The 14,683-nt window shown below is 30.2% G+C and carries 10 protein-coding genes; all 10 read left to right on the top strand.

Annotation, left to right across the window (positions count from 1 at the left end; all coding sequences use genetic code 11):
* Positions 1-146 precede the first annotated feature (146 nt).
* The 10 genes from lepA (at position 147) to ACTG46_RS13645 (ending at position 14,669) form a co-directional block, all read left to right on the top strand.
* On the top strand, positions 147-1,952 hold the full coding sequence (gene lepA, locus ACTG46_RS13690) for a translation elongation factor 4 (RefSeq protein WP_054271068.1): 1,806 nt from the start codon (positions 147-149) through the stop codon (positions 1,950-1,952).
* Between the two features lie 150 nt (positions 1,953-2,102).
* Positions 2,103-3,440: a CCA tRNA nucleotidyltransferase gene (locus ACTG46_RS13685; RefSeq protein WP_161803379.1), complete on the top strand. Its 1,338-nt coding sequence runs from the start codon at positions 2,103-2,105 to the stop codon at positions 3,438-3,440.
* 236 nt (positions 3,441-3,676) lie between these two features.
* Positions 3,677-4,990: an APC family permease gene (locus ACTG46_RS13680; protein WP_054271067.1), complete on the top strand. Its 1,314-nt coding sequence runs from the start codon at positions 3,677-3,679 to the stop codon at positions 4,988-4,990.
* Positions 4,991-5,163: 173 nt separating this feature from the next.
* Positions 5,164-6,339: a radical SAM family heme chaperone HemW gene (gene hemW, locus ACTG46_RS13675; RefSeq protein WP_074178432.1), complete on the top strand. Its 1,176-nt coding sequence runs from the start codon at positions 5,164-5,166 to the stop codon at positions 6,337-6,339.
* A 102-nt stretch (positions 6,340-6,441) separates the two neighbouring features.
* Complete coding sequence (hrcA, locus tag ACTG46_RS13670; protein ID WP_004454754.1) at positions 6,442-7,461, top strand: heat-inducible transcriptional repressor HrcA; 1,020 nt, start codon at positions 6,442-6,444, stop codon at positions 7,459-7,461.
* Between the two features lie 29 nt (positions 7,462-7,490).
* On the top strand, positions 7,491-8,111 hold the full coding sequence (grpE, locus tag ACTG46_RS13665) for a nucleotide exchange factor GrpE (RefSeq protein WP_054277192.1): 621 nt from the start codon (positions 7,491-7,493) through the stop codon (positions 8,109-8,111).
* 90 nt (positions 8,112-8,201) lie between these two features.
* Positions 8,202-10,052 (top strand): molecular chaperone DnaK, encoded by a 1,851-nt coding sequence (gene dnaK / locus ACTG46_RS13660; protein ID WP_054277191.1) that lies wholly within the window; start codon positions 8,202-8,204, stop codon positions 10,050-10,052.
* A 210-nt stretch (positions 10,053-10,262) separates the two neighbouring features.
* Complete coding sequence (gene dnaJ, locus ACTG46_RS13655) at positions 10,263-11,417, top strand: molecular chaperone DnaJ (protein ID WP_054271063.1); 1,155 nt, start codon at positions 10,263-10,265, stop codon at positions 11,415-11,417.
* A 910-nt stretch (positions 11,418-12,327) separates the two neighbouring features.
* The gene (locus ACTG46_RS13650; protein WP_479923011.1) at positions 12,328-13,263 is read left to right on the top strand and encodes an ROK family protein; all 936 of its coding nucleotides are present in this window, start codon (positions 12,328-12,330) and stop codon (positions 13,261-13,263) included.
* 32 nt (positions 13,264-13,295) lie between these two features.
* Positions 13,296-14,669 carry an MFS transporter gene (locus tag ACTG46_RS13645; RefSeq protein ID WP_479923010.1) on the top strand — a complete coding sequence of 458 codons (1,374 nt, stop codon included), beginning with the start codon at positions 13,296-13,298 and terminating at the stop codon, positions 14,667-14,669.
* The last annotated feature ends 14 nt before the right edge of the window (positions 14,670-14,683 follow it).

The following is a 14,683-nucleotide window of genomic DNA, read 5'->3' as shown; positions in this document are numbered from 1 at the left end:
GGAGAGTTTGTAAGACATATTTTAGTATGCAAAATTCTATGAAACAGGAACCATGTGACTTTAGTCATGTGAGGTTCAGATATAAAGAGTTTTTATATAATGTAAAATAATAACTATAAGAATAATTAAGAGGAGGGAATTTTAAGGTGGACAATAAACAAAGTAGAACTAGAAATTTTAGTATAATTGCACATATAGACCATGGAAAGTCTACCTTAGCTGATAGATTAATACAACAAACGGGGCTTGTTAGTGAAAGGGACATGAAAAGTCAATTGCTTGACAATATGGACCTTGAAAGAGAAAGAGGAATTACTATAAAGCTTCAAAACATAAGATTAATGTATAAAGCGAAGGATGGAAATGAATATTATTTAAATCTTATAGATACTCCTGGACATGTAGACTTTAACTATGAGGTATCAAGAAGTTTGGCTGCATGCGAAGGGGCATTACTGGTAGTTGATGCAGCTCAAGGTGTTGAGGCACAAACCTTAGCTAATGTTTATCTTGCTATAGACCAAGATTTAGAAATATTACCAATAATAAATAAAATAGATTTACCAAGTGCAAGACCAGAGGAAGTAAAACATGAAATAGAAGATTTAATAGGACTTGACTCAAGTGAAGCACCTCTTATTTCTGCTAAGACTGGTTTAAACATAGAAGATGTCTTAGAAGATATTGTAAAAAATGTTCCGCCACCTAAAGGAGATAATGAAGCACCATTAAAGGCATTGATATTCGATTCTTACTATGATGCTTATAAAGGTGTTGTAGCTTATGTTAGGGTATTTGAAGGAACTGCAAAAAAAGGCATGACAATAAAAATGATGAACACTAATAAAAAGTTTGAAGTAACTGAAGTTGGTGTTATGGCTCCAGGTCAAACTGAGCTTAGTGAATTATCAGCAGGTGATGTTGGTTATATTGCAGCCAGTATAAAAGATATAAGAAGTTGTCGTGTGGGAGATACAATAACAGATTCAAACAATCCTACAGATGAACCTTTACCAGGATATAAAAAAGCTACTCCAATGGTATACTGTGGTATATATCCAGGAGAAGGAGAAAAATATGAAAATGTAAGAGATGCTCTTGAAAAGCTTCAAGTAAATGATGCTGCACTTGAGTATGAAGCTGAGACTTCAGCAGCATTAGGATTTGGTTTTAGATGTGGTTTCTTAGGTCTTTTACATATGGAGATAATGCAAGAAAGACTTGAGAGAGAATTTAATCTTGATATAATTACGACAGCACCATCAGTTATATACAGAGTTACAAAAATTGATGGAGAAGTTGTAATGATACAAAATCCTGCAAACCTTCCAGAGCCATCTGAGATAAAGATGATAGAAGAACCTATAGTAAAAGGAGATATAATAGTTCCTAAAGACTATGTAGGTGTAGTTATGGAACTTTGTCAAGAGAGACGTGGAAACATGTTAAATATGGAATATATAGATGAGAGAAGAGTAATGCTTCACTATGACCTTCCTCTTAATGAGGTTGTTTACGATTTCTTTGATGCTTTGAAATCAAGAACTAGAGGTTATGGTTCTCTTGATTATGAAGTTAAAGGTTATGTGGCATCTACACTTGTAAAACTTGATGTATTAATTAATAAAGAGCAAGTTGACGCACTTAGTTTTATTGTTCATGAAACTCGAGCATTCCCTAGAGGAAAGGCAATGTGTGAGAAACTAAAAGGTGAAATTCCAAGACATCAATTTGCTATACCTATACAAGCTGCTGTTGGTAATAAGGTTATAGCAAGAGAGACAATAAGTGCGTTAAGAAAAGATGTACTTGCTAAATGTTATGGTGGGGATATATCTCGTAAGAAGAAACTTCTTGAAAAACAAAAAGAAGGTAAGAAGCGTATGAGACAAATTGGTTCTGTTGAAGTTCCTCAAAAAGCATTTATGTCTGTACTTAAATTAGATGAGTAAATTTTTATAAATTTAGATAAGGATATTTAAAAGCTAGAGTGATTTTAGAATTATTTCTAAATTAATCTAGCTTTTTTGTGGTATATTTTAAGTAAACTCATAGAAAATATAAACAAGAGTATATTAAAGAAAAATAAAAAGGTGATATTTATGATTAATATAGAAATTCCTAAAAAAGTAGATTGTATAATTAAAGAATTAGAAAAACATGGTCATGAAGCATATGTAGTTGGAGGATGTGTCAGAGATTGTTTGTTAGAAAGGATTCCAAATGACTGGGACATAACAACTAGTGCTAGACCAGAAGAAGTAGTAGAGCTATTTAAAAAAACAATTCCAACTGGTATACAACATGGCACTGTAACAGTTATGATTGAGCATGAACCATTTGAAGTGACAACTTACAGAATAGATGGAAATTATAGTGATGGTAGACATCCAGATTCAATAGAATTTACAAATAACATAATTAAGGACCTATCGAGAAGGGATTTTACTATCAATGCAATTGCATACAATGCAAAGAATGGATTGGTTGACCCATTTAATGGGTATGAAGATATACGAAATAAGTATATACGTTGTGTTGGAAATCCAGTAGATAGATTTGAAGAAGATGCACTTAGAATGCTTAGAGCAGTTAGGTTTTCAGCACAACTAAGTTTTAAAATAGCTGAGGGGACTAAGCAAAGTATCTACAAAAAATCAGACTTGATTAAAAATGTTTCTATAGAAAGAATCCAAACAGAATTAAACAAAATACTAGTATCTGATTCATCTAAATTAGAATTATTAAATTCAACAGGTTTGTTGAAATTTATAATCCCTGAAATATGTGAACTAGAAGAGGTTACACAACATAATCCATATCATATTTATGATGTACAAAAACATACTTTAATGGCCACAGAAGTAATTGAGGATGAATTATATTTAAAACTTACAATGTTGTTTCATGATTTAGGAAAAAAAGTAACTAAAACGACTGATAAAAATGGAATTGACCATTTTTATAATCATAGTAGAGAATCTGTGAAGATTGCAAAGAGGATTTTAAAGAGACTCAAGTACGATAATTATACTATTAATAAAGTTTTGTTATTAATACAATATCATGATTATAGAATAGAGCCAAAACGGAAAATAATTAAAAAGTTATTAAATAAACTTGAAGATGTTGAACTATTTGAAGATTTAATAAAGGTTAATTGGGCAGATACACTTGCTAAAAATCCAAAATATGCAAAAAGAAAGATATTAAACCTTATTGAGTGTGAAAAAGAATTTAGACATATAATAAATCAAAATGAATGCTTCAATATTAAGGATTTAGCTATTAATGGAAGAGATTTGATATCTATAGGTGTAAAACCAGGTAAAGATATGGGACATATATTAAATAAGATGCTTGAAATAGTTATAAATAATCCAGAACTAAATGAAAAAGAAATACTGAAAGAAGAAGTATTAAATATATATACATTTTAGAATAGAGTATAAAAATTTTAGTTTAATTAATTTAAAAAGCTGAAAATATGGGACTTTTTTAGAAAAATAAATGATTTTTAGAGATTGTTTTAAACATTGAGATTGTATCTTTTTTAAATGTATAGAAACTTAATCTAAAATTAGCAGATTAATATAAAAAAAAACTTTGGGAATACTAAAACCATAATTTATAAAATTAATATTTTATGCACTATAAAACAGTGAGGAGGGACAGTATGCGTACTCAACTACAAAAGACTATTGGTCTTTCAGCAGCTCTTTCTACTGTTGTAGGTATGGTTATAGGTTCGGGAGTTTTTTTTAAGCCACAAGCAATATACACTACAACTAATGGAGCTCCAGGTCTAGGTATTATAGCATGGCTTTTAGGTGGCTTTATAACAATAACTGCAGGTCTTACAGCTACAGAAATCTCAGCTGCTATACCAAAAACTGGTGGTATGATGATTTATATTGAAGAGATATATGGAGAAAAGTTAGGTTTTTTAACTGGATGGATGCAAACTGTATTATTTTTCCCAGGAACATCAGCGGCGCTAGGAGTAATCTTTGCTCAACAAGCATCTGAACTTTTGGGCATGAGTCCAAATAATATGGCTAATGTACTTCCTATAGCAATTGGAGTTATACTATTTTTAGCAGTACTAAATATAATAGGCTCATCCTTAGGAGGGAAAGTTCAGACAGTAGCAACTGTTGGAAAAATGATACCTTTAATTTTAATAATAATTTTTGGATTTATTAAAGGTCAAAGTAGTGAAGTGTTAAGTCCATTTGTAGGTGATGGTGTTAGTGTATCAAACGCACTTGGACAAGTCTTAATAGCAACGTTATTTGCATATGATGGATGGATAAATGTTGGGGCTATATCAGGAGAAATGAAGTCTCCAGAGAAAGATTTGCCAAGAGCAATAGTTGGTGGCTTATCGTTAGTTATGGCAGTTTATATTATAATAAATATAGCTTACCTTTGGGTAGTGCCAGCAAGTGAATTAGCAACAGTTACTTCCCCAGCTACATTAGTAGCAACAAGATTATTTGGAAACTTAGGTGGAAAAGTAATAACTGTTGGTATATTAATATCAGTATTTGGTACATTGAATGGGTACTTATTGACAGGTTCAAGAATACCATATACATTAGCTGAAATGGGAACTTTACCAGCATCTAAAGCTCTTTTAAAAGTAAATTCTGGAGGTTCTCCTGTAAATTCAATATTACTTATAACTGTATTAGCCTGTGTATATGCCTTATCTGGCCAATTTAATCTTCTTACAGATTTAACTATATTTTCAATATGGGTATTTTATGTACTGACTTTTATAGGAGTTATGAGGCTTAGAAGAGAAAAACCTGATTTACACAGACCATATAGAGTTCCTTTATATCCAATAATACCAATCATAGCTATACTGGGAGGTATGTTTGTAATAATAAATCAATTGTTGACTTCAACAGTAATATCTTTAGGTGGAATATTTATAACACTATTAGGTTTGCCAGTTTATTATTATATGAAGAAAAGATAAGTACTTAATTTAAGTTAGATGAATTTGGATAAGAGTAAAAATTAACTTTTATCCAAATTTTTTATAATATTACATAGTATAAGTATTTTATATGTTACTTGATGTGCTATCTTGTTTGATTTATAATTTAGTAATTGATGTTTTAAGATAATTAAAGAAACGAGGAATAAAAAATGTTGGGACTTTATATACATATTCCATTTTGTGTAAAAAAATGTAAGTATTGTGATTTTAACTCTTACAAAATGGACATAGATGCAAAAAAAAGATATATAGAAGATTTAAAAATTGAAATGGAATTGTACAGTAATAAATTATATAAGGATAACAAATACAAGAAGAAAGAAGATTACCATCTAAATAGTGACGATACAATAACGAGTATATTTGTAGGAGGAGGTACACCTAGTATATTGACATCTGATGAAATAAGAGAAATATTTACAAGTGTAAGAGCAATGTTTAATATAGATAAGAATGCAGAAATAACTATAGAGTGTAATCCTGGTACACTGACACTAGAAAAATTAAAAACTATGAAAGATATTGGTATAAATAGACTTAGTATTGGTTTACAAGCTGTTCAAGAACAACATTTGAACTTTATAGGAAGAATACATACTTATGAAGAATTTGAGAAAAACTATAAAGATGCATTAAGTGTAGGCTTTAAAAATATTAATATAGATTTAATGTACAGTCTTCCAAATCAAACGCTATGTGATTGGAAGGAAACCCTTCAAAAAGTTTCAGACCTAAATCCAACACATATATCAGCCTATTCTCTTATATTAGAAGAAGGAACAGAGTTATATAATATGTATGAGAATAATAAGTTTGAGCTCATAGATGAAAATATGGATATAGAAATGTATGAGTATACAATAAACTATCTAAAATCAAAAGGGTATAATCAATACGAAATATCAAATTACTCAAAAGATGGTTATAATTGTGAACATAATATCTTATATTGGGAATGTGAACATTACATAGGTCTAGGAGCAGGAGCTTCTGGTTATATTAATAAGAATAGATATAATAATTTAGAATCTTTAGATGACTATCATTTGAGTTTAACAAAAAGAGAGAAACCAATACAAGAAAATGAGATTCTTTCTGAAAAAGATATGATAGAAGAGAAGATATTTATGGGGCTTAGAATGAATAAAGGTATAGAATTTGAAGATTTTAAAAAAAATTTTGGGCTAGATTTTAGAGAAAAATATAATAAGCAAATAGAAATGCTATTAGATAGAAAGCTTATAAATCAGAGCTTTGAGGGAATACAACTAACTCAAAAAGGAAGAGAAATATCTAATAGTATCTTTATAGAATTTATGGAATAATTTTTAAGGTGTTGACAAAATAAATTTATAATGGTATATAATATATATAATCTTTTTAGCACTCGAACTTGGTGAGTGCTAACAGCTAGGAGGCATAATAAGATGGAATTAAATGAAAGAAAATTAAATATCCTCAAAGCTATAGTTAAAGATTATATAGAAACAGCTGAAGCTATAGGTTCTAGAACAATATCTAAAAGACATGATTTAGGTGTTAGTGCTGCTACCATAAGAAATGAAATGGCTGACCTTGAAGAATTAGGGTACTTGATTCAGCCTCATACTTCTGCGGGTAGAGTTCCGTCTGAAAAAGGCTATAAGTTATATGTAAACTCTCTTATGAGTAAAAGCGAATTGGATGATAATGATAAAATTCTTATTGAACAATGTATGAATCATAATATAAATCATATAAAAGAATTGATTCATGAAACTTCAAAGCTATTATCTCAACTAACAAACTATACAACTGTAGCAGTTACTAAGAGTTTAATAAATCAAAGTGTTATAAAGCACATACAATTGGTTGCTATGAATGACAATAATATTTTACTTATAGTTGTAACAGATAAAGGAGATTTAAAAAAAGCTAACCTTACAACTAATGTATATTTAGATCAATCTAAGTTAAACTTGATTTCTGATAATCTTACAAGGAAGCTCTTAGGTAAAAGTATAACAGATTTGGATGATAATCTAATTGCTTTTATTAAATACGAAATAAGTGAGTATTCTGGGCTTATAGATGAGCTTTTAAATGCTTTGAATTCAAATATGAAAGAAGAAGATTTTTCTCTATCATTAAATGGAGCTACTAACATATTTAGCTATCCAGAATTTAATGATGTATTAAAAGCAAAGTCATTTTTAAATATGTTGGAGAAAAAAGAGACAATAGCTGACATAATTAAATCAAAGGGAATACAAAAAGACAATCTAAATATAATAATTGGTAGTGATAATGATTGTGAATTGGCACAGGATTGTAGTATAGTTACAGCAACTTATAATGTAGATAGAGACTTGGTTGGGCGAATAAGTTTTATAGGCCCTACAAGAATGGATTATGCTAGAATTTACTCTATAATAAATTATATGAGTTTATTAATTAATAGAAAGTAAAGAAATTTTAAATTGAGAGGTGTAAAGTCTTGGATAAAAAAAATGAGCAACAGGAAGTAAAAGAAGAAAATGATACTTCTATTAACCAAGAATCTGAAACTCAAGTAGAGTTAGAAGAGGAAATTGTTAATGAAGAATGTAAGGAATCAAGTGAAACAAGTGATGAAAAAGAAGTTGATGATGAAAATGTAACAGATATAAATTCTAAATTAGCAGAAAAAAAATTGCAAGACGAATTAGATGAATCAAATGATAAATATCAAAGACTTCAAGCCGAATATGCAAACTACAGAAGAAGAACTCAACAAGAAAAAGAGACGATAGGTGTGTTTGCAAATGAAAAGATAATAACTGAGTTGATACCAGTTATAGATAGTATGGAAAGAGCCTTAGATGCATGTGAAGATAAGGAAGATACTATGTATAAGGGTATAAGCCTTGTACATAAACAGTTAATGGACACTCTAGTAAAATTTGGAGTAGAAGAAATAGAAGCAGAATCTAAGGAATTTGACCCTAATTTACACCTAGCAGTTATGCAAGAAAGTGTAGATGGAGTTGAAGCAAATCAAATAGTAATGGTACTTCAAAAAGGATATAAGCTAGGAACTAAAGTTATAAGACCTTCAATGGTTAAAGTTTCTTGCTAAGTATAAATTAAAGGTTGATTATTTAACCTAATATAAAATATTCAAATAAGTAAAACTTAATTATATAATTACTCGAGGAGGATTTTAGTCATGGGAAAAATAATAGGAATAGATTTAGGAACAACAAATTCATGTGTTGCAGTATTAGAAGGTGGAGAAGCACAAATAATAGCAAATAGTGAAGGTATGAGAACTACTCCATCAGTAGTAGCATTTACAAAAGATGGTGAAAGAATAGTTGGAGAGCCTGCAAAAAGACAAGCAGTTACAAATGCAGATAAAACAATAACTTCTATAAAAACTCATATGGGAACTGATTACAAAGTAAATATAGATGGAAAATCATATACTCCACAAGAAATATCAGCAATAATATTACAAAAATTAAAATCAGATGCAGAAAGTTACTTAGGACAAACAGTAACAGAGGCAGTTATAACAGTACCAGCTTACTTTACAGATGCTCAAAGACAAGCTACTAAAGATGCTGGTAGAATAGCAGGACTTGATGTTAAGAGAATAATAAACGAACCAACAGCAGCTGCTCTTGCTTATGGTATGGATAAATTAGACCAAGAAAAGAAAATATTAGTATTTGACTTAGGTGGAGGAACTTTTGACGTATCTATACTTGAAATAGGAGATGGAACTTTCGAAGTTTTAGCTACAGCTGGTAACAATAGATTAGGTGGAGATGATTTTGACCAAATAGTAATAGACTATTTAGCGGATGAATTCAAAAAAGCTGAAGGTGTAGACTTAAGAAATGATAATATGGCTCTTCAAAGATTAAAAGAAGCAGCAGAAAAGGCTAAGAAAGAATTATCATCAACAATGAATTCAAACATAAACTTACCTTTCATAACTGCTACAGCAGAAGGACCAAAACACTTAAATATAGACTTATCAAGAGCTAAATTTGAAGAATTAACTAGAGGTTTAGTTGAAAAAACTATGGAACCAACTAAGAGAGCTTTACAAGATGCTGGACTTTCTACAGGTGATATAGATGATGTATTATTAGTAGGTGGTTCTACAAGAATACCAGCAGTACAAGAAGCTGTTAAGAAATTTATAGGAAAAGACCCTCATAAAGGTATAAACCCAGATGAGTGTGTTGCAGCAGGAGCTTCTATACAAGCAGGAGTTTTAGCAGGAGATGTTAAAGATTTATTATTACTAGACGTTACTCCATTATCTCTTGGTATAGAAACTATGGGTAATGTAATGACTAAGATAATAGAAAGAAACACTACAATACCAACTAAGAAATCTCAAGTATTCTCAACTGCTGCTGATAATCAAACAGCTGTTGATATACATGTTCTTCAAGGTGAAAGAAGTATGGCTTATGACAATACAACTTTAGGAAGATTCCAATTAACAGATATACCACCAGCACAAAGAGGAATACCTCAAATAGAAGTTACATTTGATATAGATGCAAATGGTATAGTTAATGTTTCAGCTAAAGACTTAGGTACAGGAAAAGAACAAAAAATAACTATAACATCAAACACTAATCTATCAGAATCAGAGATAGAGCAAAAGATAAAAGAAGCAGAAATGAATGCAGAAGCAGACAAACAAAAGAAAGAAAAAATAGAAGCATTTAACCAAGCTGAATCTACTATATATCAAACTGAAAAGACTTTAAATGAACTTGGAGATAAAATAAGCTCAAGTGATAAAGAAGATATAGAAAAAGCTATAGAAAACTTAAAATCTGTAAAAGACAAACAAGATGCTACAGCAGAAGAACTTAAAAAAGCTACAGATGAAGTAATGACTAAGTTCCAAAAAGTATCTCAAGAAATGTACCAACAAGCAGCTCAAGAGCAACAAGCAGCACAAGGAGCAGAACAACAAGCTCAAGACAATGGACCTAAAGATGACAATGTAGTAGATGCTGACTTTAAAGAGGTAGATGAAGACAAATAAGATATATAATATGTAACACTAAATGATAGATGGATAATATATGATTTATGAAAATCATATAGATGTTAAAGATATATGGACAATATACATCATAAAGAATATAATATATCATAGATTATATAACTTAAAGTAGAATATAAGAATTAATGATAGCTTGTAGTTTATTATTCTACAAGCTATCGTTTTGTAAAATGAAGGTGGTGTCAATTTTTGAGTACAAAAAGGGATTATTATGAAGTCTTAGGCATCAGTAAAGGTGCAGAAGCTCAAGAGATAAAAAAAGCTTATAGAAAATTAGCAATGAAGTACCATCCAGATAGAAATCCTGGCGATAAAGAAGCAGAAGAAAAGTTTAAAGAGATAAATGAAGCTTATGAAGTACTATCAGATGATACAAAGAGAAAAACTTACGACCAGTTTGGGCATGATGGGCTAAATGGTCAAGGAGGTTTTGGTGGCCAAGGAGGATTTGGCGGTCAAGGCTTTGGTGGTTTTGAAGATATGTTTGGAGACATATTTGGAGACATGTTTGGAGGAGGCTTCGGAGGTGGAAGACAGAGAAGAAGAGGTCCTCAACGTGGTGCGGATATAAGACAAAGTGTCACTATATCTTTTGAAGAAGCTGCATTTGGTAAAAAGATGTCTATAAAAGTAAACAGAAGTGAAGAGTGTGAAGAATGTAGTGGAACTGGAGCAAAACCAGGTACATCAAAGAAAACTTGTTCAACTTGTAATGGAACTGGTCAAGTTAGAACTGTTCAAAGAACTCCATTTGGTAATATAGCAAGTTCAAGACCTTGTAGTGCTTGTAATGGAACTGGAGAAGTTATTGAATCTCCATGTAGTAAATGTCATGGAACTGGAAATACAAGAAAAGTTAAGACTATAGAAGTAGACATACCTGCAGGTATAGATGATGGTCAAATGATAAAACTTTCTGGTCAAGGTGAAGTAGGAGAAAAAGGTGCTCCAAGAGGAGACTTATATATCGTAGTTAATGTTAAGTCACATCCACTATTTACTAGGGATGGAAATGATATTTACTTTGAGATGCCAATTACATTTGTTCAAGCAACTTTAGGTGATGAGATAGAAGTACCTACTTTGGATGGAAAAGTTAAATATAGCGTGCCAGAAGGAACACAAACTGGAACTGTATTTAGACTTAAAGAAAAAGGAATCCCTAGAATTAGAGGTAATTCAAGAGGAGACCAGTATGTTAAAGTTGTAGTTGAAATTCCTAAAAAATTAAATGACAAGCAAAAAGACCTGTTAAAGGAATTTGCGAAGGAGTGTGGGTCGAACGTCCACGAAAAGAAAAAAACATTCGGACAGAAAATAGAAGATATGTTTAAGAAAAAGTAATTAAAATGGCCAATATATAATCGTATTTCTGAAATCTTATCTATTTAAGAGATTTTCAATGGATATAGTATGATTTTTATATTGGCTATTTTTATGGAAAAAATAAAAACTGAATATAAATAATTTTCTGAAAAATACTTGTCCCCAAATATATAATATGCTATAATATAATCAAACAACAGAAAGGGGTGATTCCAGTGGGAACGAATGTGGCACTGCCAAATGATGAAGAAAACTCAATTATAATATGTAAGATAAAATTAGATACTTTTAGTGCTATATTAAGTACTGGAAAAACTCACGAGCTGGGATAATTATTGTAATTACCTAGACTTAAACCTTTAATAGTAAAATAGTAATATTCTATAGACAAGGTATCTAATTTTTAAATCTTTTGTATAGTATAAATTAATATTTTTACAAAAGATTTATCTGATTATAATTCAGTTATGAAAAGCTAGTTGTAAATTGATTTTAATATGTATATGTGTAAAGAAATATGTATGTATTATTATTTATTGTACTAGATATGTATGTAAAGAAATATGTATCTAGCTAGATATATGTAAAGAAGTATGCATATGTTGTGTAGAAAGTCAAATTCTATCTACTAAAAGGCATACTTAAGATTTGTTTGATATTTAGTTATAAATAATGTTGTAGATAAAAAATAAGTAGATATAAAGACTTAAAATACTTGTTTTAGATATAGTTTGTTTTGAACGCTTAACAAATTAAAATAATTAATAAAATAGGCATCTTCTCATAGTAAAAATATACTGTGGGAAGATGTTTTTACTTTGTGTATAAGTTGTTATGAAAAATTTGCATAGTGTCACATTTTAATATACTATATATATAATAAAATATAGAGCAAAATTAAATGATTCAAAAGAGAAAGGTGAAAAGGATGTATTATATAGGTGTAGATATAGGTGGAACAGGTATACAAGCAGGTGTAGTTGATAATAATGGAAAGATACTTTTTAGGTCAGAATGTAAAACTGTTATTGAAAAAGGTTTTGAAGGAATACTTAATGACATAAAAGTAATGATTGATAAGTTGCTAGAAGAGAATGAGCTTACTATTAGCAATATAAAATCTATTGGATTTGGAGTACCTGGCTTTATAAATAAAGATGGTTTAGTAACATGTGTAAATTTAAAATGGGATGGAAAAGATTTTAATAATGAACTAAAAAGAATCTTTCCAGAGGTTGAAATTCATGGAGAAAATGATGCAACAGTAGCAGCACTTGGAGAAGCGAAATTTGGAAGTATGAAGGGTGCTAATGTTGGTGTTTTATATACTTTAGGAACTGGTGTAGGTGGAGGAATAGTAATTAATCAAAAAGTTTTTTCTGGAGCACATGGATTAGGCTCAGAAATAGGTCATCAAATTATAGGAGAAAACTATTTTGATTGTAATTGTGGAAATAATGGTTGTGTAGAAACTTTTTGTTCCGCAACTGCAATTATAAAGTATTCTCAGAAGTTGATACAAGAAGGACGAGAAAGTATGATTTTAAATTTAGCAGAAGGAAATTTAGAAAATATAAATGCAAAGATGGTGTTTGATTCATATAGGGAAAATGATGAAGTTGCAATTGAAGTAATAAATCGATTTAAGGAGTATTTAGCTAAAACTTTTGCAAATACAATAAATTCTTTAGACCCAGAAATTATATCTATCGGTGGAGGTATTTCTAAAGCTAGTGATATAATACTCGATGGAATAGAGGACTTAGTAAGAAAATTTGTATTGTACAAAAAAGAAGATATAGCTACAATTACATGTGCAACTTTAGGCTCAGACGCAGGAATTATAGGAGCTGCTTTTTTATAAGGTAAAGGAGTTGCTTACTGGAGGCATGATATATGAGTAAGATAAATGCTAGAAGAACACTTTTTTTGATAGCAATAGGTTCAGGAACTATGCTTAATCCTCTTAATTCGTCTATGATTTCACTTGCTTTACATAGTATACAAAATGATTTTCATATTAGTTTTACAACTGTATCGTGGATTGTCTCAGCGTTTTATTTGGCTAGTGCCATTGCACAACCAGTTTCAGGGAAGATAGGAGATTTAATAGGTAGGAAAGTCTTGTTTTTGAGTGGTTTGATACTTGTGATTTTGTCAGCATCTATAGTACCATTTGTTCAATCATTCTTTATATTGATTTTTATAAGAGTAATTCAGGCTATTGGAACAAGTACCCTATATCCATCTGGGGTTGCTCTTATACAAAATAACATAAAGGAAAGACAATCTTCTGCATTAGCCGTTTTAACTATCTTTGCTTCAACTACAGCAGGGTTAGGGCCAACATTAGGAGGTTTATTATTGGATTTAGGTGGATGGCATGCTATATTTCTTGTCAACATACCTATTGTTATGGTTTCTATATGTCTAGGATATTTTTTATTTCCAAAAGAAACAAAAGAGAAGAACTGTATAAAAGAGACTTTAAAAAATGTATTATCAAGATTAGATATTATTGGTATACTTATATTTTCAATTGCAATGATTTTTCTATTACTATTCTTGTTATCTATGAAGGAGTCTCTTAATTTAGAACAACTTGTATTGGGTGTAATATTGATGTGTATTTTTATTTGGCATGAGCTTAGAACAAAATTACCATTTATAGATATTAGGTTATTTGTAAATAATCCTAAGCTATCAAAGGTCTATTTACAGTTTATTATATTAAATTTCTTTAATTATATTTTGTTTTTTGGTCTTCCTAGTTACTTTCAAGATGCACTACATTATAGTGCAAAATCGACTGGGTTATTTATGTTATTTATGTCTGGTATAGGTATATTTATATCTCCATTAACTGGGAGATGGATAGACAAATCTGGTACTAGATTACCTCTGATGATGTCATCAATTTTTATGTTGATTAGTGCAGTACTTCTTTCAATAGTTTTTGTTCATATACCAGTAATAGGAAAGGGCATTATTTTATCATTGGCAGGTATTAGCTATGGAGTTGGGAATGTGGCATTACAATCCTCTATGTTTAAAGAAAGCCCTTCTGACAGTATAGGGACAGCTTCAGGTCTATTTCAAACTAGTCGTTATTTAGGTTCTATTTTAGCAACAGTTTTACTTGGAATGGTATTTGAAGCAAGTATAACATCAGCTCAATTTCAAATATTAGGTTATGTTATGGTGGTTTTAGGTACAATAAGTTTTTTATTGAATTTTGTTTTAAAGAAAGAATTAAGAACAGTAAAATAGTAGATTTATGGATT

The sequence above is a fragment of the Clostridioides sp. LIBA-7678 genome (assembly GCF_056716065.1).
Note: the sequence above shows the minus strand (reverse complement) of the source record. Positions and strands in the feature narration are given on the sequence as shown.